Source organism: Halobacterium sp. BOL4-2, from assembly GCF_016917835.2.
GTDB classification, from domain to species: domain Archaea; phylum Halobacteriota; class Halobacteria; order Halobacteriales; family Halobacteriaceae; genus Halobacterium; species Halobacterium salinarum.
Genome location: NZ_CP070332.2, coordinates 420428 through 441543 on the forward strand (window position 1 = coordinate 420428; position 21116 = coordinate 441543).

Consider the following 21116-nt stretch of genomic DNA (forward strand, 5'->3'; position numbering starts at 1 on the left):
GTGAAGGGTCGTGATACCCGATGTTGATACCTTCGGTTTCTCGGATGAGCGCCGGTTCTCCCGGCGTCCTATCACCTCCCCGACCGGACCGCCGACACGCGCGCTACGCGAACACAGCCAGGCGCTCCGCGATCCGCGCACCGAGGCCGCGCTTGTGGCCGGCGTACTCGCTGACGGAGTCCGCGGTGACGAACAGTGCGCGGGTTTCGTCGTTGCCCATCACGCCGGCGTCGTTGGCAACCACGAACGCCAGCCCGTCCCGCTGGAGGAGCGAGCGCGCCGCGGCCACCATGCTGTCGTCGCCCGCCGTCCCGTCGTCGGCCGGCGTTTCGGCCTTGAACCCGACGATCGGGAGGTCGGGGTTGTCGTCCCGAACCGCCCCCACCAGCTTCCGCGTCGGCTCCAACGACAGCGCCACGTCCTCGCGGCCCGACCGCAGCTTCTCGTCGGCCGCCTCGACGGTGTAATCGCTGATCGCCGCCGCCGACACCAGCGCGTCGGCGTCCGCACAGGCCGTCAGCGTAGCCGCTGTCATTTCGGCGGCCGACGACACGTCACGCACGTCCGCGTACGGCGCTGCCCCGCCGTCGCTCGCGTCGTGGACGAGCGTGACCCGCGCGCCGCGGACGTAACACGCCGCGGCGACCGCCCGCCCCGTCCGCCCGGACGCCCGGTTGGTCAACACCCGCACCGGGTCGATCGCCTCGCTCGTCGCGCCCGATGTCACGACCACGTGCGTGCCCGCAAGCGGCTGCTCGCCGGCCGCGCGTGCCGTCTCGTGGACGATCGTGGACTCACGGGGGAGCTTCGCTTTCCCCTCCTCGATGCGCGGATCGACGACCGACACCCCCCACGAAGACACGCGATCGATCGCGTCACGAACGCCGGGGTGGTCGTACATCGGCTCGTGCATCGCCGGCACAACCACCACCGGCACGTCAGCGCCCACCGCAGTCGTCACACACGTCGTCACCGGCGAGTCGTCGACCGCCGCCGCGATCTTCCCCACTGTGTTCGCCGTCGCCGGTGCAACCACGAACACGTCCGCCCAGCCGTCCCGGCCGCACAGCTCGACGTGCGGAACCGTGCCCGTGATCTCCGTCACGACCGGGTTCTCGGTAGCGAACTCCACCGCCCACGGGTGGATGATCCCCTGCGCGCTCTCAGTCATCACCGCGCGGACGCACGCGCCGCGCCGGCGAAGCTCGTGGACGAACTCCACGACTTTCACCGCCGCAATACTGCCGGTCACACCCACCGCGACGTTCACTCCGGAGAGCATTCGGGTTCGACTCAGTGAGCCGGCGTCTTAAATCGCTGTACTCCACGCCACCACGCCCCGCCGGTGCCGGCCACGCCGCGGTACGACTAAGCCACCAGCGCCCCACGTAGATCCGTGGCCACCCTCGAAGTCACCACCACCGTCCACGTGCCGCCCCACGAAGCCTACACGTTCCTCGCTGACTTCCCCGGGTACGCGCAGTACTCGGCGTACCTGGAGTCGGTCACACAACACGGCGACGGCGGCCCCGGCACCGAGTACGACCTCACGTTCGCCTGGTGGAAGCTCTCACAGACGGTTCGCTCCCGGGTCACCGACACCGACCCCCCGGCGCGCATCAGCTGGGAGATCCTGGGCAGCCTCGACGCCGCCGGCGACTGGCTGATCGCCGACGCCGACGCCGGCGCAGCCGTCTCGTTCGTCGTCACCTACGACCCGGGCAGCGCGCGCGGCCTCATCGACCTGCCGGCGTTCGTCTCCTTCGACTGGGTGGCCGACCGCGTCACCGAGAAAATCGCCGAGGAAGGCCAGCGCGTCGTCGAGCGCGTCGTCGAGGACCTCGAAGGCGAACCACGCCCCGTCGAGCTAGACGTCACGCTGACGTGACCGCAGGCGTTACTCGCCGTAGTCGCCGCCGTACTTCATGAAGAAATACGCCAACCCCAGCACGGACGTCATCGACCCCATCGCTCCGACGGCCATCGTCTTCGCGGAATCCGGGACGATCGTCTGGTAGCCCTTGTTCTCCGGCGGGCTGTCGGTCACGATGATGGTGCCTTTCATCCCCAGCGAGGCGTGTGGCGTACAGACGTAGTTGTACTCCCCCGTCGGACCGTCGAACGTGTGGGTGTACTCCTTCGGCGGTCCAGCGATATCCGTGCTCACGCCCCAGTCGGCGTCGCCCGGCACCTCCGTGGCGTGGACGTTGTGGCCGCCGGACTCCCAGACGAACCGCACTTTCGTGCCGGGTTTGACGTACATCTCCGCGGGCTTGAAGACGTTACTCCCGTTGGGGCCGACTTTCACGACTTTCTCCCCGCCGCCGTCACCGCCCCCGCCTTCGGCTGCCGCCGCCGTGCCCGTGGCCGCTGCACCCGCAGCGGCAGCCACGCCGCCGCGAAGGACGCTCCGCCGGGACACCCCCACATCGGTCTCGGAGTTCATACGTGCGGCTAAGGAATCACGGCTACTGAAGACTTTGGTTTGTCCGTTCGCCACACGCCCCCGTGAGGCCGCCACCGACAACGCGCGTCCGCACGTCCGTCGTTCCAGAACGCTTATCATTGGTGGTACCGACGACCCTCCCATGTCCACTGTCGAGTCCGAACTCCGCGAGGAACTCACCGACGCGTTCGCAACCGCTGACTATCCCGTCAAAAACCAGATGGGGCTCGTGCCGGCGCTCCCAAGCGGCCCCTCGACGTCCTTCGAGGCCGGCGGCGAATCCTGGACGGCGATGGAGCTGGCCACCAAGCTCTCGAGCCGCGCGGACTTCCCCTACGACTCCGTCGACACCCTCGTCGACGACGTGATCGCCGGCCTCAAAGACGAAGACGAGCTGTAGCTCGCTGTTCTTCCATAACTTCTTAGCCCACGCCCCGCGTCCGCCCCGCTATGACCGACTGGATCGGCGACACGTTCACCAGCACCACCGGCTGGACGCACCTCCAACGACTCGTTGACACCCCCACCCGGATGGCGGGCAGCGACGGCGAACGCGAGGCCGCCGCCGCAACCCGGGACGCGCTCGCACAGCACGCCGACGACGCGTGGCTCGATACGTTCCCGGTCCAGGGGTGGACGCGCGGCGACAGCGCCATCGAGACGCCCGCCGACACCACCGCGGACACCATCGCACTCCCGCGCAGCCCCGCCGGGACCGCCGCCGGCGAGTTCGTCGACCTCGGCTACGGACTGCCCGGGGACTTCGAGGACGCCGACCTCGACGGCGCGATCGTGATGGTCGCCGCCGACGTGCCCGACTGGTACGACCGCCACCTCCACCGCCGAGAGAAATACGCCCACGCCGTCGCGGCCGGTGCCGCCGGCTTCGTGTACACGAACCACGTCGCGGGCTGTCTCCCGGCGACCGGCAGCGTCGGCACCGGCGACGACCCGATCGGCGAGATCCCCGCGGTCGGCGTCTCCACGGAGACGGGAACCCGGCTCTCCCGGCGCTTCGAGCACGACACCGTCACGCTCACCGTCGACGCCGACACGCACGACGCCACCAGCCAGAACGTCCACGCGACACTCGGCCCGAACACCGACGCCGAGCTACTGGTCACCAGCCACGTCGACGCCCACGACATCACGGACGGGGCGATGGACAACGGTGCCGGCACTGCGATGGCCGTCGAGCTCGCACGCATCCTGGCCGCCCGGGAGTCGGCGCTCGACACGCGCGTTCACTTCGTCTGTTTCGGTGCCGAAGAGGTCGGGCTCGTCGGCTCACACCACGACGCCGCCCAGCGCGACCTCGACGACGTTCGCGCGGTGCTCAACCTCGACGGCGTGGTGCGCGAGCGCACGCTCAAGCTGTACACCCACCGCTTCGACGCGCTCGGGGACGCCGCCAACGCGGTCAGCGACACGTTCGCCCACCCGATCACGGTCGCCCCAGCCCTCAACCCCCACTCCGACCACTGGGCGTACGTCAAACACGGCGTTCCCGGCTACCACGCCACCAGCGACGCCGCCGGCGGCCGCGGCTGGGGGCACACGTCCGCCGACACGCTCGACAAACTCGAACTCCGGACGTTCCGCGAGCACGCCATCCTCCTCGCCGCGCTCGCGGCTCGCCTGGCCGACGACGGCTTCGCGGTCGCGCACGCCAGTGAGGCCGACGTTGCCGCCGGCTTGACCGACGCAGGCCTCGCCGAAGGCATGCAGATCACCGGCGACTGGCCGTACTAGTCGCCACGCCGCCACACTCCCGGCGTCCGGGTCGCGCCCGTCGGGTTTTTGTGAGTCGCGGTCCCCGATGTTACCGATGAGACAGACGCCGACTTCCGGAGCGCTGTCGCCACCGCCGCAACCGGGGTTGTGGCCGCGGTGACACTCCACGTCGCTGTCCGCGGCGACAGCACCGCCCCCACGGTCGCGACGCTCACCGCGAGCGACGACGCAACCCTGGTTGGGGACGCCGCAGCCGCTGACGTCGTCGTCGCGGTCGGTGACGCCGGGCTCCGTGCAGCCGCGCTGTCCGACGTCGCGCCCGCCGCCCAGCCGCCGGTGGTGCCGGTCGACGTCGACGCCGCCCCCGACAGCGTCGCCCCCGCCGACACCACCGACGCGATCGCCGCTGTCGCCGCCGGCTCGTACGCGGTCGTCGACCACCCCACGTTCGACGTGACCACGCCGACCACCGACGCGCGCGCGATCGCCGACGTGTCGCTGATGACGACCGCGCCCGCGAAGATCTCCGAGTACACGGTCTCGACGCCCGACCGGACCGTGGCGTCGGTCCGCGCCGACGGGATCGTCGCCGCCACGCCACTCGGGAGCCATGGATACGCCGCCGACGCCGGCGGCCCGCACCTCGCCCCCGGCGTCTCGGCGGCCGCCGTCGTTCCCGTCTCGCCGTTCCGCGTCGACCGCACCAACTGGGTCGTCTGCCCGCCGGTCTCGGTCACGGTGGCCCGCGACGAAACCACCGTTGAACTCCACGCCGACGGGCACGCCCACGGCCGCGTCCCCGTCGACAGCCCCGTCACGCTGTCCTGGGGGACGCCGCTCCCGATCGCGGTGGTGTCCCACGCCGGGACGCACGGCGATTAAGCGATTGGAAAAGACATAATACTGCGTCCCACCGAAACCCGACCATGGTAGACCCCTCGGTCGCGATCTTCGGGCCCCTTGACACGTTGGTCGCGCCATACCTCGAATATGCGATCCTGGCGCTCGCGGTCCTGAACTTCGTCAGCCGACGCATCGCGCACGCACAACACGTCACGCAGGCCGCCGACGGTCCCGAAGCGCTCAGCCGACACTGGTTCCACTCGTTCACCACGTGGGGCCTCGTCATCACGACGCTGTACTACCTCACACTCCACCACCACGCCGGAATGGTGCTGTCGGTGCTCGTGCTCGGCGTGTTCTTCGCCGACTTCTTCGAGTTCGAAGCCCGGAAAGTCGAAGCACGCGACGGCCGCAGCCTCGAACGCCCCAAGGGCGCGCTCGTCGCTGCGACCTTCATGCTGCTGTACGTCGCCTACCTCAGCCTGTTTTTCGTCGTCAAGCCGCTGTGGACGCAGGTCGTCTGATCGTCACGCTCGCGGCTCCGGCCTGCCGACGTTCTCCGTTTCGATGCCCGCTGTGGCGCGTTCCGAGTGATCTAACAGCACGCCGCCCGGCCGCTTAATTCGAGGCGTACGTCGCGTACGCTTCACGGCCCAACGGCAGGCCGATCCAGAAGAACAACGCCCCGATGATCGCCACCCAGAACGCCCCCTCCAACAGCACGACCGCCATCTGGTCGTACATCGTTAGGTTGCTTGGCACCTCACTGATGAGCTGCCCGTGCCCGAACTCCGGCGTCCGGTACCACCCCGCCATGATCATCCACACGAGGCCACCGCCGGTCAACATGCCCAGCCCCTTGATGAATTCGTCAGCCATTGTTTGGTTGTTGGTCGTCGCTGTTCTTATCCGTTGCCATTCCACGGGCCCGGAACCGGGACGCGAACGCGTACACCAGGCCGCCGGCCGCGATCAGCCCGATACCCAACACCGCGAACGGGACGCTCACCTCACTGGCTTTGGCCGACGCGCTCTTCGTCGCCGCGTCGAGCGCCACGAACCCCCCGACGACCGTCACGATCGCGAACAACGTCGAGAACACGGTCACGGTCTTGTAGAGGCGCTCGGGAACAACGATACTGCGTGAATCGTCACCCATCACGGTACTGTGGGGGTGCTGGCTACTTTACTGCGACGGAACCACAGCTCACCGGGAGCCGACACGCGAAAAAACGACGCCGCAAGCGGGCCGCTACTTCGGCGGCCGCAGCTTGTAATACCGCTTGTTCAGGTCGTACATGTACCCCTCGCGCATCGTCTTCAGGATGGCGTACGCGACCGCACCCGCCATCGGCGGGATGAGGAACGCCAGATCGAAGCTCAGATGCGGGTTCAACGGGAGGTGGGTTTTCGCCGAGTACGCGCTGATGGTGAACGCGAACACGACACCCATCACGCCGACGGACGCCCAGAACGGCTGCTCGACGGGGCGTCGTGCGCTCCCCTTGTTGAGGAACGGCACGATGGCGATGAACCCGACCACAACGACGTTCGCGAGCACGCCGAACGTCCGGTCGGCCAGCAGCTTCTGGCCGCCGAGGATGGCGAGCTCGGGGTTCAACGCGCTGAGCTTCAACAGCCCGAACGACCAGTACAGATACCAGTCGGGCAGGATCACGGCCGGCGTCGTGCTGGGGTTGGCCGGCTGTCCGAGGTGCGGCGGCAGCGTCGCGCCGAGGAACAGGATCATGCCCACGAAGAAGCTCGTGATCGCGAGGTTCCGCACGAGCTCGTGGGGCCACGTCGGGAACGCCAGCACGTCCCGCTCGACGTAGTCCGACTCCTGGCGGAGGTCTTGGTCCTCGCGGCGCGACCGCTCGAAGTACTCGTAGGTCAGCCGCGACAGCCCCGTCGTTCGTTCTTTCCGTTCGCGCCACGTGGGCGTCTCGTCGTCGGGTGAGACGATCCCCGTGCCGTCGGTGCGAGCGTCCTCGTCCGTTGGTTGGTCGTCACTCATTGTGTTAGTGGGGTTCTGCGATGCCCTGCATCCACACCAGCCCGAGGTGGATCGCGATCACGGTTGTCACCACGAACGGCAACAGGAACACGTGCAGGAGGTACATCCGCTGGAGCGTTGCCTGTCCGAGCGAGAACCCACCGAACATCAACTGGGCGACCCAGTCGCCGACCAGTGGGATCGAGAGGCTCATCTCGACACCGATCTGTCCCGCCCAGTACGCGAGCTGGTCCCACGGCAGGAGGTAGCCCGTATACCCGAACACCATCGTCAGGCTGAGCAGGACGATGCCGATGAGCCAGTTGACTTCGCGGGGTTCCTTGTACGAGCCCGTGAAGTACACGCGCAGCATGTGCAGGAAGACCGCGGCGGTCATGACCTGTGCGGCCCACCGGTGCAGCGACCGCAGGAAGAACCCGAAGTTCAGATCGGTCATGATCCCCGCGACCGCACAGTACGCCACCGTGCTCCCGTCGACGCCACAGGTCGCCGCGGCCGCCGACGGCGAATAGTAGAACCCAAGCAGGGCCCCGGAGATCGCCGCGACGACGTACGACAGCGTCGAGAAGAACCCAAGCGAGTACAGCGGATACCAGTACCAGAACTTGTTGTCGAGGTTGTACTGTTCGGTGTGGCTTTTCGGCATCTGGAGGTTGACGCGGTAGTACAGCGTCTCCAGGAGTTCCAAGTAATCGACAATGCGGAGGCGGCGGTCGAGCCACACCAGCACCGTGAGGAACGTGCTCTCGATGGCCGTCAGATCCTTCTCCTTGATCCAGGCCTTGTGGTCGTGGTCGTCTTTGCGTTCAATGCTCATTGTTAGTTTTCAGGCCGCGCGAACGCGACGAAGCTCTTTTTCACGATGCTGAACGGATCGTAGATCGACTGGTGGCACTGACAGTAGATCTTGTCCTCAGCGCCCTCGTAGTTCGACGTGCGGAACCCCTGTGGCGCACAGCAGAAGTGCGTACACTTGTTGACGATCGCCATGACGCCCTGATCGGTCGCGGCCTCCAGCCACTCGGCGACCTCCCCCTCAGCGGACTCGACGCGGTCTTCGAGGACGGGACTGCGGATGATCAGGATCGGGATCGTGTTATCGGTGTTCTGGGACCGCCACGTCGCTTTCGCCGGCTTCCCGATGCCGGCGTCACCGTAGTCGTTCTCCCAGGTGTCGTAGTCGTCGAACTCGTCGATGTTGACTTTCCCACCGGAGGGCTGCCAGCTGTACCCGGCGCCCGAGAACCGGAAGTAGTTGTCACCGTCGTAGTCCGGGCGCAACCCGCCGTAGCCCTGCACGCCACAGTACTGGTACCAGTTGGGCGTGTACTCGATGCCGCCCAGCTCCATCCGGGCTTGCTTTTTCGTGCCACCGGTCTCCGTCTCGACCTCCTTGACATCCGGGAACACGCCCTTGATGTCGCCGTTGTCGTCGATCTCGATGGGGACCATCGGCATCCCCCGGGGTGCCGGACCGGCGGTGTTCTCGACGGCGAAGTAGTTCGTCTGCCCACCACCCGACCCCGTTGGGTTGGTGACCGATTCGAGAACTGCCGTGCCGGCCGTCCCAGCGCCGGCCAGCGCTGCGCTTCCCACGACGCCTTTCACGAACCGGCGTCGACCCGAACTCTCTGGATATTTGTCTGACATTGTTATTTACGCTTGTACGGATACAGCGCCGTTTTGAACTGTTCGACGGTGTTCTCGAACATCGAGGTGCCGTCGACCTGGTCTTCGCGAATGTAGAGATCCTCCCACTTGCGGCGGCGCTTCTTGACGATCATCACGTCCGGCAGGAACTCCTTGCGGTACAGCATCAGGATGAACGACAGGTCGATGAAGACCGCCGCCAGCAGGAACCCGAGATACATGTTTCCGACTGGATCGGTGCCCAGTCCGGTCACGAGCCCCCAGGTGAACAGCCCGACGAGCAGCACCTCGATGACTGTCAGAAGCACGATCGTGATCATCGCGGCCGTGCTCTCACTGGCCGGCTCGTACCGGTGGATGTCGCCGTAGTTGGAGCCTTTCGAAGACATTATGGTTTGTTCGGGGCGCTGGCGTTCCGTGACTCGCCGTACTTCAACACGAAGAACGTGTACACCATGCTCAGGATCATCATGAGGATGGTGGCGATGCCCACGTAGTGGGCCTGAATCGGGACGCCCATCTCGTGGGGTGACCGCTCCACTGGGCCGCCGCCGCCGCTCGGTGCCTGGCCGTTCTCGTTGACGATCACTTTGCCTTTCATCCCCAGACTCTTGTGGGGGTCACAGACGTAGCTGTACTCGCCGGTCGGCCCCTCGAACGTGTGTGAGTACTCGTGAGGGGCGGAGACGATCTCCGTCTGGGCGTCCCAGCCAGCCTCGTCCGGAACGCTGGTCGCGTGGACGTTGTGCCCAGTCGATCCTTCCCACACCCACTTCACGGTGTCACCCGGTGAGACGTACACTTCAGCCGGATCGAACACGTTCTGGTTGTTCGGCCCAACCTTCACCGTCTTCGTGGTTGCACCACCGCCGCCATCACCGGACTCGCTGTCGCCGCCGGCGGCCGTCTCGTTGCCTGCTGTGCTGTTGTCCATCGCCGTGCCGTTGCCCGTGGCGTTTCCGGGTGCCTGTTGGTGTACGGCTGACGAAGACGAGGACGACCGCGCACCGACTGCTCCGACGGCCGCCGCGCCGCCAGCCGAGCCGGTTGCAATTTTGAGAAAGTCCCGCCTCTTCATACACGCTGAAATCAGGATGCGAACCGGATAAACCCACCGATGGCTCGGTGCCACTACGCCGCCAGTATCGCCGGCTTACGGGGTGTCTTCGTCCGGTTCGGCCGTCCCGGTATCGGCGTCGGTCTGTGGGACGAACGCCGGGCGGTCGTCGGTGCCGACACCCACCGACCGCAGCCGCGCTCGGAACTCGTCGGCGCGGAACCGATCCGAGAGCCGTGCGTTCGCCACCAACACCAGCATGAACACGCCGAACAGGACGAACCCCACACCCGCGATGGCTGCGATGATCCCGGAATCACCCAGTGGATGCAGCGTGAACGACGCGCCCGCGATCTCGCACGCACGCGCCGTCGACCCCGGCACCGAGACCGGTGGACACTGCCGCACGAGCGGGTCGTACACGAACGGCGCGAGGAACAACAGCACGCCAGCCACCAGCTGTGCGATGCCGATGTACTGGAGCAGCGTGGTGCCGAACCCGCTTGCCGACTCCGGGATCTCCTGGGGGTCGGGCAGCCCCGCGTCCGCCGGCGGGTCGGGCGCATCGTAGCCGTCCATCGAACACAACGCAACCGTCGGCTTGACGTCGCGCAGCACGGTGCCCGACCCCTCCACGGTGCCGTCCTCGTAGACGACGGCGTACCCCTCGTCCGAGTACGCCAACACCACGGGCTCGCCGTCGATCGTGTCGCGCTCGACGACCGCGAACACGTCCCGCGTGGCCACCCGGCTGCGGAGGTCGTCGGCCACGCGGTCGAGCAACGCCCCGCCGGTGATCCACGCGTCCGGGTCGAACGCCGCCTCCCACTCGTCGGCGTCCATCTCGGCCATCTGCCGGGGGCCGAACTCCTCGAAGTCGTACTCGTCGTCGACCTCCGCGGCGATGTCGCTTGCGGTCATCGACTCGACGGACTTGTCGGCGTCGGTGTCCTGTGTCGTGCGATCCGCCGGCTCCGTTTCGTCTCCGCCGGCGCTGGAGTCCGTCATCGTCTGCGCGTTGCGGGGCGACGGAGTAAACGCTTCCGACCGACGGGGTGGCCGCGACCCGAACGCGTTTTGTCCCGCCGGCCAAAGACCGACGTATGGTCGAAGACGTGGCGGTCGCCACCCTCGCCGCGGCGCTGGTCACGCTCAGCTTTCCGTTCTACATCTACGGCGCGTGGATCATCATCGACGCCGACCCCGTCACGTGGGGTGTGCTGCGACACCACCTCTCGTATATCGTTGTCGGGCTGACGCTGAACACCGTGCCCGTTGTCACGTGGATGGCACCCCGGTTGCTCGGCCAGCTCGGCGGGTTCGCGGCGCTGCACGCCTTCTTCGGCGTGCAGGCGTACGCGTTTCTGGTGTTCGCGCTCACCGGGATCGTGCCGATCCTGCGCGCGAAACGCCAGTACAACCTCTACAACGACCCCGATCCGGACCTGGAGATCGACGACATCCACGAGAACATGGGCGCCTGGCGGCTCCGGCTGCGCGCCGGCGTCGCGGGCTACGTGCTCTGCTGGCTGGTCGCCTGGGTGCTGGGCCTCGCCCGGTACGTCATCCGGTACCCCGAGTTCCCGTTTTAGGACTGATACCACGCGTACGCGCCCACCATCGCGAGGACGAACACGCCACCGGCGAAGAACACGACGCCGGGCGGGAGTGTCTGCAGCGTCGCCGTGACTGCGTGTCCGATCCGATCGACGACGCCGGGCTCGGTGGTGTTTTCGGCGGCTTGTGTGACCCGCTCGGATGCCACGCGCATCCTGGCACCGGGGCGCGGTGTACCCCCGGCGAGCAGCCGTTGGACGGCGACGCTCACCACGCCGAGGGCACCGAGCACGCCGAGCAGTCCGGCCAGCCGGCTGCGCAGCGACGGCGACTGCCCGCTGTCGGCGGCGAACAACACCAGGGTGTCGCTCGCCGGCGCGTACACGCTCATCTCCCGGCCCTGGGCGGAGTACCACGTGTCCGCGACCTCCAGGAGGTCGGCCTCGACGAGGTTCTCGATGTGGTAGCTCGCGTTCTGCAGGGAGGTGTCGACGCGGTCGGCGACGCCCGACGCCGTGTCGGGCTCCTCGTAGAGCGCGCTCAGGATCTCGCGTGCGGTCCGGGACCCGAGCGCGTCGAAGACCTCGTCGGCGGCGTCCTCCCGGATGTGAACGACTTCCGAGCCGTCGCCGCCGTCGACCGATGTGCTGCCCGGGAGGAGGCGGTTCGCTGTCATCCACACGGACGTACGGCGGCCGGATATAAAACCGCTCGCGAGGCTACAATCCGTGTTTAACTCCCTTCTGGCGGGACCAAAACAGTCACCGAGCGGTCGTCACCACTCGCTGCCGTCGGCCAAGTCGATGTCGTGGTCGGTCTTCGACGACGGGCAGATGTCCGCAAGCACGCACGCCCCGCAGTCCGGGTTCCGGGCCGTACACGTCTCTCGGCCGTGCGCGATCAACCAGTGCGTGTAGTTCTTCCAGTGGTTCTCGGGCACGACCGGCATCAGGTCGGTTTCGATGGCTTCCGGGCGCTTTTTCTCGGTGATCCCGAGGCGCCGCGACAGCCGCTGCACGTGGGTGTCCACGACGATGCCCTGGGTCAGGTCGTGGCCGTGCTGGAGGACGACGTTGGCCGTCTTCCGACCGACCCCCGAGAGGTCCGTGAGGTCGCTCATGGTGTCGGGTACTGCGCCGTCGTGGTCTTCGAGGATCGACTGTGCGGCGCTTTTGATGTATCCGGCCTTGCTGTTGTAGTACGTGATCGAGTTCAGTTCCGCAGCCAGCGCTTCCTCGTCGGCGTTCGCGTAGTCCGCGACGGTCTCGTAGGTGTCGAAGAGGTGCTCGGTTTCGGCGTTGACGCGCTCGTCAGTGCACTGTGCGGACAGGATCACCGCCACGAGCAGCTCCATGCGTGAGGAGAACCGCAGCGAGATCTCCGGGTCGGGGTGTTGCTCGCGCAGCCGGTCGATGACGGTCTCGACCTGCGCGCTTCGCGTCTCCAGTCGCGTGCCCATACCACTGCCAGGGCGTCGATGCCCTTCGCTGTACCGGAACCACCACGGGGTGTGTCCGTGCGGCTGCTTCCGGGACGCTTATGCGCGCGACACCCCCGCATCGACGTATGAAAGCAACCGCGCGCGCACACCCCATCCAGGGCCTCGTGAAATACCACGGGATGCGCGACGAGTCGCTTCGCATGCCGTACCACGACTCCATCAGCGTCTGCACCGCGCCCAGCAACACCACGACGACCGTCGAGTTCGATCCCGACCGCGACGCCGACCAGTACGTCGTCGACGGCGACACGGCCACCGGTCACGGCGCGGACCGCATCCGCAGCGTGGTCGATGCGGTCCGCGACCGCGCCGGGTTCGACCACCGCGTGCGCCTGGAGAGCCAGAACAGCTTCCCCACGAACATCGGCCTGGGGTCGTCGTCGTCGGGGTTCGCGGCGGCCGCGTTGGCGTGCGTCCGCGCCGCCGGCCTGGACCTAGATCTCCCGACGGTGTCGACGATCGCGCGCCGCGGATCGGCGTCCGCGGCCCGCGCCGTCACGGGCGGGTTCTCGGATCTGCACGCGGGATTGAACGACGCCGACTGCCGCAGCGAACGCCTCGACGCCCCCGCGGAGTTCGCGTCCGACCTGCGCATCGTCGTGGGCGAAGTGCCCGCCTACAAGGAGACGGAGTCCGCCCACGCCGAGGCCGCCGACAGCCACATGTTCGACGCGCGGCTGGCACACGTCCAGGGCCAACTCGCGGAGATGCGTGACGCCGTCCGCGCGGGCGACTTCCAGCGCGTCTTCGAGACCGCCGAACACGACTCGCTGTCGCTCGCGGCGACGACGATGACGGGGCCGTCCGGGTGGGTGTACTGGAAGCCCGAGACGCTCTCGATATTCGAGACCGTGCGGGAGCTCCGGGCGGACGGCGTGCCGACGTACTTCTCGACGGATACCGGCGCGACAGTGTACGTGAACACCACTGCGAGTCACGCCGACGAGGTCGAGGCCGCGGTCGCCGACTGCGGCGTCGACACCGCCGTCTGGGAGGTCGGCGGGCCTGCCCACGAACTCGACGAGCGCGACGCGATCTTCTGAGTGCCTCGGTCCACGATCCACGGCCTCGCCGGCTACTCGGGAGGCACCGACGACACCGACGGAAACGACACCACCGAAACCACGACCGCGAGAGCGGGACGTTCACCACGAGAGAACAGGTCGTATCGCAGCCCGGCAGATATCCCACCTGCGGCACGGGAAGCCTCGCCGTTTCCCGCGAGGAGGATGTCACTTAGCCCGCAATCCGCCCATCACTGTCGACAAACAGGATGTGAGCACATAGAGGGGGATGATCCAAAACGACGCGAGCGCGAAGAGACCGATCCCCATCGTTATTGGCCCGTCACTCCCAGGTGATGTCTGCAGAAAAACCACGACGACGAACCAGAGTACGAGCAACCGAACAATTTCGGGCTTGTTCATGTCTGGATTACGTGAGAGCGTGTTCATATTAAATCAACCCCCACACAGCAGCGCAGCTACCTACCGCGGTTCACACGCCCGTGGCGTATGATCTGTACGGTCGCCGTTCGCCGAATACGCCCTGTGCCCCGTGCGGCGTTCCGAACAGAGCTGATCGGTGTCGGCCGACTTCGAGCCGTGATTGCACTGTGCTGACCGCACTGGGGCCAGAGCACACCGCCGATAGAAGCTTTCAGCACACGCCCCCAGCACGCCTATGCGGGAGCCGCCCGTTACGTCCCCATGGACACCACTGTCACCGAACTCGACGGTGCCCTCCTCGCACGCCTCGAAGCAACGGACCGCGTCTTCGAGGTGCGATTCGACGCGCTTGAGGTGACCGACGTGACGCTGCGGTTCCGCCACGACGGCGACCGGGTCGGCAGTATCTACAACGACGACGGCACCGACCGGACGATGGCGCGCCTGACGGTGCCCGGGGACTCGGATTTCATCGCCGTGGAGGTCCCGACATCGTTCGTCGCGGCCATCGTGGACGCCGCCACGCGGACCGACCGCGTGGCGAACCCTGAGCGACTGGCGGGGTACCGATTGCGCGTTCTCGACTGAGCGCCGCCACTCAGACGCCGGCACCGGTGGCGGCGTCGGGCAGGTCGGCAGGCTCGGCGTCGATGCCGAGTTCGTCTAAGGCCGCCTCCATGTGGCGGTCCGCGGCGAAGTCCGCGCCGTCGGCCTCACGGATGCGCTGGGCGGCCGCCAGCACCTCGCCCCGGCGGTCGTCCGGGATGTCGTACTTGTCAGCCGCCAGCTCGACGATGAGGCCGTTGTTGTCCTGCGTGTACAGCGAGCAGAAGATGCCGCGGTCGAAGACGTTGTAGCCGTGGCCGGCGTCGTCCAGCGCCGCCATCACGTCCTCGAAGTCCGCGGCCGCGATGGAAAACGAGAGGTGGTGGACGCCGCCGACCTGCGTGCGGAGACGGTCGTGATTCGAGGCTCGCTCGTCGTTCACGAAGACGGTGAGAATGCGGCCGTCCCCCGTGTCGAAAAAGAGATGCGTCTGGGAGGGGTCGTCGAGGTTCGGCTGGCGCATCACCAGCGGCATCCCGAGCAGGTCGCGGTAGAACGCGATGGTGTCCGCTGTGTTGCTCCCCCAGATCGTGACGTGATCGGTGCCGGTCGTCCGGAACGGGCTGTCGGGGGCGTCCGCACTGACTGGGTTGTTGGTGTCCGCCATACCACACGTAGGCAGCGGCCGAACAAAAGCGCTCGCGGGCGTCCGCGCCACCCGGTGACGGCCGTGTCACCCAGCACCGTGTCTACTGACGCACCGGCCCCTGTGGTGCTTCGATGCGGACCGCCGTCCGTACAGCGACCCCGTGACAGCGCCACCGCTTTATTCCGGGCTGGCGTACCCGAGTGCGTGCAAATTGTCGGGTACGAAACCGCGCCAGGCGAAGGACCCGCCGCGCTTCGCGTCGCCGACGCGGGGACCATCGACCACATCACGCTGGCCCCCACCACCGAGCTGGCGTACTCGCTTGCCGACCGCCACTGCGCCGGCGTCGACCGCGGCGACGACGGCCACCAGCCTTGCCAGCGCCCCGACGCGCCGTACTGCGACGCGCACACGTCGGTCTGGCCGTGCGCGCGCTGCACGGGCGACTGCGACAAACCCCTGGACGCCTGCGAGGAGGAACACGCCGTCTACCTCGCGGCGTTCGCACCGGACGTGTTCAAAGTGGGCGTGACCCGCTCCTGGCGCCTCGACACCCGCCTCCGCGAGCAGGGCGCGGACCGCGCCGCACACGTCCACACGGTCGCCGACGGGCGGCGCGCCCGCCGCATCGAGGCCGGCATCGCGGACCGCATCACCGACCGGGTGCGCGTTCCCACCAAACGCCGGGGGCTCGGTGCCACCCTCGACCGGACCGCCTGGCGCGACCTCGTGTCCGACTTCGACCCCATCGACGAGTTCGACTTCGACTACGGCCTCGATGTCGACAGCCGCCCCGTCGCGGAGACGATGCTCACCGGCACGGTCCGCGCAACCAAAGGCCGCCTGCTCGTCCTCGACCGGCGGGAAACGACCTACGGCGTCGACATGCGCGCGCTCGTCGGCCACGAGATCACGCCCGGCGCCGACGACCGCGACCGGCAGGCCAGTCTCACCGCGTTCTAGGCGCGTCCGGGAAGCCGGCTTTTTTCAATGCGGGCGGCAAACCACCCTGCATGGCAGACGACGACCAACCAGCAGACGACGCCGCCGAGGACGACGGCGAGGAGAAGTCCTTCCGCGAGCGCGTCGAGGAGATCCGTGAGGAGCGAGCCGAAGAGCGCGACGAGGGCGACGGCGAGGACCCCCGCGAGCGCATGGCCGACGCGATGGGCGGCGGTGGCGGCCCGCCCGGCATGGGCGGCGGTGGTGGCGGCGGCAACCCGTTCGCGCAGATGATGGGCGGCATGATGGGCGGCGGCGGTGGCGGCCCGCCCGGCATGGGTGGCGGCCCCGGCGGCGATGAGTCCGGCGGCGGCACCAGCGAGACGGCCGAACGCGAACTGGAGATGCTGCGCAAGGAACTGGAGCGCACGAACAACAAGCTCGACCGCATCGCGAACGCGCTCGAAGACTAACCGAGCAACTCGCGGTAGCGGGCCGCGAGCCGGTCGATGGCGCGCCCCACGCTGATGTCGGGTCTGCGCGCCACACAGTTCTCAGCGAGTGTGTCACGATCGTCGAGCGCGCGCCGTATCGCACGCCGAAACCCGGGGATGTCGCCGGCGTCGTAGTGGTAGCCGGTCGTCCCGTCGATGATCGTCTCGGAGAGCGCGCCCGCGTCCACGCCCGCAACCGGCGTGCCACAGGCGTTGGCTTCCAGGGCGACCAGTCCCTCCGTCTCGATGGGGCTCGGAAACGCGAACACGTCCAGCGCCGAGTAGAACGCCGGCATCTCCTCGCGATCCAGGAACCCCAGGAAGCGCGCGTCGACGCCGCGGGCGTCGGCCTCGGCTTCGAGGTCGTCGCGGGCGGGTCCGTCGCCGCCGAACACCACCGTGGCGTCGACGCCCGCGGCGGCCGCGAGCAGGTCCCCGAGTCGCTTCTCGTAGCCGTGGCGGCCAGTGTACCCGATCAACGGCTCGTCGGCGGGCAGATCGTGTGCCGCCAGGAACGCGGTGGGATCGGTCGGCTGGAAGCGGTCCGTGTCCACGCCGTTGGGCATCGCCTCCACGGGCGTGTCCACGCCGAGCGCCCGGACCTCCCTGCGGGTGCGCTCGCTCGGCGTCAACACGAGGTCGGCACGCGACAGGAACCACCGCTCGTATCGCTCGCTGGCCCGCCGCACCGCCCCATTCACGGCGTCCGGCCCCACGTACTCGGCGTACTCCGCGGTGGGCGTGTGGTAGGTCGCAACCAGCGGCGCGTCGTTGCGGCGGGCGAGCCGGACGGCCGCGAGCCCCAGCCCGAACGGCGTGTGCGCGTGCACGACGTCGGCCCCCGCGACGGCGTCGGGCGGGCTCGGGAACGCCATCCGATAGCCGTCGTAGAACGGGAACGCCAGGCTCGCGACCGGGTGCTCGGTCTCGGCCGGCTCGTGGTCCGACGCCGGATAGACCACGGGCATCCGGCCGCCACGCGCCTCGTACTCGGTGTGCCACGCAGACACCGTGTACGTCACGCCGTTGACCGTCGGCAGGTAGGAGTCCGTGAACGCCGCAACGGTCGGCAGCCGTCCGGACACACTACCCCTCCGTGGCCGCGACGGCCGACGCCACGTCGCCGTCACGCAGGCACTCGTAGATGCTGGCGAGCTCCTCGCCGATGCGATCGAGGCTGTGTGATTCCGCGGTTTCCCGCGCGTTCTCGCCCAGCCGCGTCCGCAACTCGGGGTCGCCGGCGAGGCGGTCGATGGCGTCGCGGAACGCTTCGAACGTCGAACACATGAGACAGTCCTCCCCGTCGGTGAAGAACTCCCGGAACACCGGGATGTCCCGGAGGACCACCGGCTTCCCACACGCCATCGCCTCCAGGACGGCGATCCCCTGGTTCTCCACTTTCGCCGGGAACAGGTAGATGTCGCCCGCGCCGAACGCCGCGCGCTTGTCCTCCATGTAGCCCGTGAACGTCACGTTCGCCGGTGGGTCGGACACCCACTTCCGCGTGGCCGCGCCGGCCTGTGGCCCCTCGTCGTAGGGGCCAAACCACGCGAACTCGTGGTCGGTGGCTTTCGCCAACTCGCAGAACATCGTCAACCCCTTGCGCTCGAACACCTCACCGACGGCGTACACCACGGTTCCGTCGAGATCGAACCGCGCCCGGGTGTCCGCCCGGAACGACTCATACCCCTGCATGCTTTCGAGGTCCACGCCGTTCGAGAGCTGTCGAATCGGGGCGTCGACGGGGTACGCCCGGAGCACGTCTTTCGTGTACTCGCTCGGGCACAACACGAGGTCGGCCTGCGAGTAAAACCACCGCAAGTACGGTTCGAGGGCGGGCGCGATCGTGCTCGACCCCCGGAACGACTGCGCGAAGTCCTCACGAGTGAGGTGTGCGTGCAACACCAGCGGCGTGTCGGTGCGCCGCGCGTGGCGCGCGACCGCGACGCTTCCCGGCCCCACGAGGTTACAGTGCGCCACGTCGAACGCCGTGAAACACGACCCGCCAGCCGCCAGCGAGCCGATCGAACGCACCGGATCGCCGGCCCGCCACGGCGTTTCAACTACCTCAACGTCGGTCGTTTCGAGGGCGGCCCGCTGCTGGTTCGTCGCGGTCACCATCCCGCCGCGAAGGGCCTCCGCCGCTTCGAGGTAGTTCAGCGCTCGCATCATCCGGTGGACGTACGCCGCCGCCGATAACCCTACCGGAACTGTCTTCAGCGGGCGTCGTCGACCTCCAGTATGGCGTCCATCGCGGCCGAGCGCATCGACCGCCTCCACACGCTCGCGCGGGCGGCGGCCCGCACCGGCGACGACGATCGCGCCCGCGAGTACGTCCGGCTCGCCCGCCGACTCGCCGAACGCAACCGCCTCACACTCCCACCGGCGTTCCGCCGGTTCACCTGTGACGACTGCGACGCCGTCCTGGTTCCAGGGCGCAACGCCCGCGTTCGCACCCGCAGCGGCCACGTCGTCGTGACCTGTGACTGCGGCACGCACGCGCGATACCCGTACACCGGCTGACCCATGCAACAAGGTTCAAACAGCCCGGGGCGCAAGCACGCACACGAATGTCAGACGATCTGGCGACGAAAGCCCACGAGGCCGACGTTACTGTCTGGGTTGGGAAGGCCGGCATCGAGTCCGTTGTCGAAGAGCTTGCCGACCAACTCGACGACCGCGACGTTGTGAAGGTGAAGTTCCTCCGGGCGGCCCGTGGCGGCGACGACACGGCAGGGCTCGCCGCCGATCTCGCCGACCGCGTCGGCGCGACCGTCGTGGACGTGCGGGGCAACACCGCCGTCTACCACTAACACGCTGGCCCGCGGCTACGGGGCGTCCTCGTCGCCCACGTTCGTTTTCACCACGGTCGTTGACCGGTCGGTCACGCGCAACACCCGATCAGTCACGCTCCCGAGCAGCGACCGGTACTCGTCCGAGCGCCGCTTCGTCCCCAGGATCACGATGTCCGCGTCGACCTCGTCGGCGACAGTCACGATCTCGTCGGCCGGGCTGCCGTACAACACCGCCGTCTCGATGGTGACGCCCGCGGCGTCGGCGCGTTCGGCCAGCGCACCCAAGACACTGTTGCCGTACTCGGTCAGGCCGTGGGCCGGCCCCTCGGCGGTGTCGACGTACTCGTCGCCGCTGTACGCCGTGGTCACCGCCTCGTCGACGACGTACACCGCGTGCAGCGTCGCGTCCATCGCCGCCGCGAGGTTGAGCGCGTGCGTCTCCGCGTTCTCGGACGCCACGCCGCCGTTCGTTGCGAGGCACACTCGATCGTACATAGCAACGCCTGCCACGCCACGGACAATAAATCCGCCCGCTGTTCCCGGCGACCGGGAGCCGTCGCTGTTCGGCTCCGAATTCGGTATGAATGAGTGGACAGTCGGGGTAGCCCGGCGTTCCCGGCCGGGTAGTCCCGGTCGCCTTCTCCACCCCGCGACCCGTCGAGCGACGGGCGTTCGGTGGTCCGCTGCTCACTTCCGTGCCTGGCGGGTTGCCACCGTCGAACCACGACGGAACGCCCCTGCGGGCGCACGCCGCGGACCGCCGTCCCCGACGGACGAGGCTTCCACGTTGGCTTCCGGGGCCCGACCGCGGCGGTCGGACGCGCCCGGTGTTCGGCCCCCGCTGATGACTGTCTCACGGGTGTCGGGCGGAGCCAAACCGCCCGGCCTAGTCCATCTCATTCTACCCGGGTCGTTCTTAAGGGCCTTTCGGGTTCGAGTAAATAACACTTGCTACCGTGTCTCGCGTTAGCATGTTACCGAAGTCCGTCGTGTCCCCGAGTATGTCCGCGCTACCGAACCACTACGAGACCCTCCGCGAGGGCTGGGACGCGGCCGTCGAGGCGTACACGGACTCCCTCGCTGCCCCCTCCCGAGCGTGGCCGTCGGAGGGGAAACGATCAACCCACAGGGGCTGTTAATCGGCTGTATGGGATTCGGTTCAACCGCGAAGAAACTCCAAAAAGTCACCGACCTCGCGGACAACCTCTACGAGCGCTTCGAACAACTCCGCCAGCAAGTCAGCGACCTCACCGGCACGGTCGAGGAGACCAACGACCGGGTTGCAGCCCTCGAAACGGAACTCACCGAGCAGCGCGCGATCATCGACGCCATCGCCGCCGAACACGACATCGACGTCGAGGCGGTCGCCCCAGCCACGGACTCGCCCCAGGACGACGCCGGCAACCCGGACCCGGATGCCAACGACTAAACGCCACA

General features: G+C 67.8%; 30 protein-coding genes and 1 other RNA gene. 14 read left to right on the plus strand and 17 right to left on the minus strand.

The features are described 5' to 3' along the window. Positions 1–103: 103 nt before the first annotated feature. Positions 104–1282, minus strand: coding sequence for a bifunctional phosphopantothenoylcysteine decarboxylase/phosphopantothenate--cysteine ligase CoaBC (coaBC, locus tag JRZ79_RS15375; RefSeq protein ID WP_205252486.1), 1179 nt, complete (start codon positions 1280–1282; stop codon positions 104–106). A gap of 114 nt (positions 1283–1396) precedes the next feature. Here coaBC and JRZ79_RS15380 point away from each other — a divergent pair, with 114 nt between their 5' ends. Beyond that, on the plus strand, positions 1397–1888 hold the full coding sequence (locus JRZ79_RS15380) for an SRPBCC family protein (protein ID WP_012289184.1): 492 nt from the start codon (positions 1397–1399) through the stop codon (positions 1886–1888). A 9-nt stretch (positions 1889–1897) separates the two neighbouring features. Here JRZ79_RS15380 and JRZ79_RS15385 read toward each other — a convergent pair whose 3' ends face one another. After that, on the minus strand, positions 1898–2446 hold the full coding sequence (locus JRZ79_RS15385; RefSeq protein WP_205251554.1) for a plastocyanin/azurin family copper-binding protein: 549 nt from the start codon (positions 2444–2446) through the stop codon (positions 1898–1900). A gap of 142 nt (positions 2447–2588) precedes the next feature. Here JRZ79_RS15385 and JRZ79_RS15390 point away from each other — a divergent pair, with 142 nt between their 5' ends. The 4 genes from JRZ79_RS15390 (at position 2589) to JRZ79_RS15405 (ending at position 5547) form a co-directional block, all read left to right on the plus strand. Beyond that, positions 2589–2846 carry an MTH865 family protein gene (locus JRZ79_RS15390; RefSeq protein WP_010902385.1) on the plus strand — a complete coding sequence of 86 codons (258 nt, stop codon included), beginning with the start codon at positions 2589–2591 and terminating at the stop codon, positions 2844–2846. A gap of 50 nt (positions 2847–2896) precedes the next feature. Continuing rightward, the gene (locus JRZ79_RS15395; protein ID WP_205252487.1) at positions 2897–4198 is read left to right on the plus strand and encodes a M28 family metallopeptidase; all 1302 of its coding nucleotides are present in this window, start codon (positions 2897–2899) and stop codon (positions 4196–4198) included. Positions 4199–4336: 138 nt separating this feature from the next. Next, positions 4337–5062: an NAD(+)/NADH kinase gene (locus tag JRZ79_RS15400; protein WP_205251556.1), complete on the plus strand. Its 726-nt coding sequence runs from the start codon at positions 4337–4339 to the stop codon at positions 5060–5062. Between the two features lie 44 nt (positions 5063–5106). Continuing rightward, positions 5107–5547: a hypothetical protein gene (locus JRZ79_RS15405; protein WP_205251557.1), complete on the plus strand. Its 441-nt coding sequence runs from the start codon at positions 5107–5109 to the stop codon at positions 5545–5547. A 94-nt stretch (positions 5548–5641) separates the two neighbouring features. Here JRZ79_RS15405 and JRZ79_RS15410 read toward each other — a convergent pair whose 3' ends face one another. From JRZ79_RS15410 to JRZ79_RS15445, 8 genes are all read right to left on the minus strand, one after another. After that, positions 5642–5902, minus strand: a complete 261-nt coding sequence (locus JRZ79_RS15410; RefSeq protein WP_010902389.1) for a hypothetical protein — start codon at positions 5900–5902, stop codon at positions 5642–5644. Further along, a complete protein-coding gene (locus JRZ79_RS15415) occupies positions 5895–6182 on the minus strand; it encodes a hypothetical protein (RefSeq protein WP_010902390.1) in 288 nt (95 codons plus the stop codon). Before JRZ79_RS15415 ends, JRZ79_RS15410 begins: the two co-directional genes overlap by 8 nt. A gap of 93 nt (positions 6183–6275) precedes the next feature. After that, on the minus strand, positions 6276–7040 hold the full coding sequence (locus JRZ79_RS15420) for a cytochrome bc complex cytochrome b subunit (RefSeq protein ID WP_010902391.1): 765 nt from the start codon (positions 7038–7040) through the stop codon (positions 6276–6278). 4 nt (positions 7041–7044) lie between these two features. Continuing rightward, positions 7045–7857: a cytochrome bc complex cytochrome b subunit gene (locus JRZ79_RS15425; protein ID WP_010902392.1), complete on the minus strand. Its 813-nt coding sequence runs from the start codon at positions 7855–7857 to the stop codon at positions 7045–7047. A gap of 2 nt (positions 7858–7859) precedes the next feature. Next, a complete protein-coding gene (locus JRZ79_RS15430; protein WP_010902393.1) occupies positions 7860–8690 on the minus strand; it encodes a ubiquinol-cytochrome c reductase iron-sulfur subunit in 831 nt (276 codons plus the stop codon). Between the two features lie 2 nt (positions 8691–8692). Beyond that, positions 8693–9079: a hypothetical protein gene (locus JRZ79_RS15435; protein WP_010902394.1), complete on the minus strand. Its 387-nt coding sequence runs from the start codon at positions 9077–9079 to the stop codon at positions 8693–8695. Further along, entirely contained in the window at positions 9079–9768 is a 690-nt protein-coding gene (locus tag JRZ79_RS15440) for a plastocyanin/azurin family copper-binding protein (RefSeq protein ID WP_010902395.1), read from the minus strand. The genes JRZ79_RS15435 and JRZ79_RS15440 overlap by 1 nt, the downstream gene beginning before the upstream one ends. 75 nt (positions 9769–9843) lie before the next feature. Further along, a complete protein-coding gene (locus JRZ79_RS15445; RefSeq protein WP_205251559.1) occupies positions 9844–10755 on the minus strand; it encodes a hypothetical protein in 912 nt (303 codons plus the stop codon). A 95-nt stretch (positions 10756–10850) separates the two neighbouring features. Here JRZ79_RS15445 and JRZ79_RS15450 point away from each other — a divergent pair, with 95 nt between their 5' ends. After that, positions 10851–11339: a hypothetical protein gene (locus JRZ79_RS15450; RefSeq protein WP_205251560.1), complete on the plus strand. Its 489-nt coding sequence runs from the start codon at positions 10851–10853 to the stop codon at positions 11337–11339. Here the strand turns inward: JRZ79_RS15450 and JRZ79_RS15455 are convergent. Together JRZ79_RS15455 and nth are read right to left on the minus strand one after the other, a co-directional pair. Then, positions 11336–11980: a helix-turn-helix domain-containing protein gene (locus tag JRZ79_RS15455; RefSeq protein ID WP_205252488.1), complete on the minus strand. Its 645-nt coding sequence runs from the start codon at positions 11978–11980 to the stop codon at positions 11336–11338. The two genes, JRZ79_RS15450 and JRZ79_RS15455, sit on opposite strands and share 4 nt — an antisense overlap. A 99-nt stretch (positions 11981–12079) precedes the next feature. Continuing rightward, positions 12080–12763, minus strand: coding sequence for an endonuclease III (nth, locus tag JRZ79_RS15460; protein ID WP_205252489.1), 684 nt, complete (start codon positions 12761–12763; stop codon positions 12080–12082). Positions 12764–12870: 107 nt separating this feature from the next. Between nth and mvaD the strand changes: the two genes are divergently transcribed. Then, on the plus strand, positions 12871–13848 hold the full coding sequence (mvaD, locus tag JRZ79_RS15465; protein ID WP_205251563.1) for a phosphomevalonate decarboxylase MvaD: 978 nt from the start codon (positions 12871–12873) through the stop codon (positions 13846–13848). Positions 13849–14514: 666 nt separating this feature from the next. Then, positions 14515–14841 carry a hypothetical protein gene (locus tag JRZ79_RS15470; protein WP_205251565.1) on the plus strand — a complete coding sequence of 109 codons (327 nt, stop codon included), beginning with the start codon at positions 14515–14517 and terminating at the stop codon, positions 14839–14841. A gap of 10 nt (positions 14842–14851) precedes the next feature. Here JRZ79_RS15470 and JRZ79_RS15475 read toward each other — a convergent pair whose 3' ends face one another. Further along, positions 14852–15466 carry a VOC family protein gene (locus JRZ79_RS15475; protein ID WP_205252491.1) on the minus strand — a complete coding sequence of 205 codons (615 nt, stop codon included), beginning with the start codon at positions 15464–15466 and terminating at the stop codon, positions 14852–14854. A gap of 186 nt (positions 15467–15652) precedes the next feature. Between JRZ79_RS15475 and JRZ79_RS15480 the strand changes: the two genes are divergently transcribed. Both JRZ79_RS15480 and JRZ79_RS15485 read left to right on the plus strand, forming a co-directional pair. After that, entirely contained in the window at positions 15653–16411 is a 759-nt protein-coding gene (locus tag JRZ79_RS15480; RefSeq protein WP_205251567.1) for a DUF2797 domain-containing protein, read from the plus strand. Positions 16412–16461: 50 nt separating this feature from the next. Next, positions 16462–16863, plus strand: coding sequence for a hypothetical protein (locus tag JRZ79_RS15485; protein ID WP_205252492.1), 402 nt, complete (start codon positions 16462–16464; stop codon positions 16861–16863). Here JRZ79_RS15485 and JRZ79_RS15490 read toward each other — a convergent pair. Then, the gene (locus JRZ79_RS15490; RefSeq protein WP_205252493.1) at positions 16860–17969 is read right to left on the minus strand and encodes a glycosyltransferase; all 1110 of its coding nucleotides are present in this window, start codon (positions 17967–17969) and stop codon (positions 16860–16862) included. The two genes, JRZ79_RS15485 and JRZ79_RS15490, sit on opposite strands and share 4 nt — an antisense overlap. A gap of 1 nt (position 17970) precedes the next feature. Further along, on the minus strand, positions 17971–19104 hold the full coding sequence (locus JRZ79_RS15495) for a glycosyltransferase family 4 protein (protein ID WP_268825532.1): 1134 nt from the start codon (positions 19102–19104) through the stop codon (positions 17971–17973). A gap of 21 nt (positions 19105–19125) precedes the next feature. On the opposite strand from JRZ79_RS15495, the gene JRZ79_RS15500 reads away from it, so the two are divergent. Both JRZ79_RS15500 and JRZ79_RS15505 read left to right on the plus strand, forming a co-directional pair. Next, positions 19126–19407 (plus strand): ribonuclease P protein component 4, encoded by a 282-nt coding sequence (locus JRZ79_RS15500; RefSeq protein WP_010902407.1) that lies wholly within the window; start codon positions 19126–19128, stop codon positions 19405–19407. Between the two features lie 47 nt (positions 19408–19454). Then, positions 19455–19697, plus strand: coding sequence for a YhbY family RNA-binding protein (locus JRZ79_RS15505; protein ID WP_010902408.1), 243 nt, complete (start codon positions 19455–19457; stop codon positions 19695–19697). A 15-nt stretch (positions 19698–19712) separates the two neighbouring features. Here the strand turns inward: JRZ79_RS15505 and JRZ79_RS15510 are convergent, their stop codons facing one another. Continuing rightward, complete coding sequence (locus tag JRZ79_RS15510) at positions 19713–20174, minus strand: universal stress protein (RefSeq protein ID WP_205251571.1); 462 nt, start codon at positions 20172–20174, stop codon at positions 19713–19715. Positions 20175–20265: 91 nt separating this feature from the next. Further along, positions 20266–20576: signal recognition particle sRNA (ffs, locus tag JRZ79_RS15515), an RNA gene on the minus strand. A 104-nt stretch (positions 20577–20680) separates the two neighbouring features. Here ffs and JRZ79_RS15520 point away from each other — a divergent pair. Both JRZ79_RS15520 and JRZ79_RS15525 read left to right on the plus strand, forming a co-directional pair. Then, the gene (locus JRZ79_RS15520; protein ID WP_205252495.1) at positions 20681–20818 is read left to right on the plus strand and encodes a hypothetical protein; all 138 of its coding nucleotides are present in this window, start codon (positions 20681–20683) and stop codon (positions 20816–20818) included. An 8-nt stretch (positions 20819–20826) separates the two neighbouring features. Then, a complete protein-coding gene (locus JRZ79_RS15525; RefSeq protein WP_205252496.1) occupies positions 20827–21108 on the plus strand; it encodes a DUF5798 family protein in 282 nt (93 codons plus the stop codon). The last annotated feature ends 8 nt before the right edge of the window (positions 21109–21116 follow it).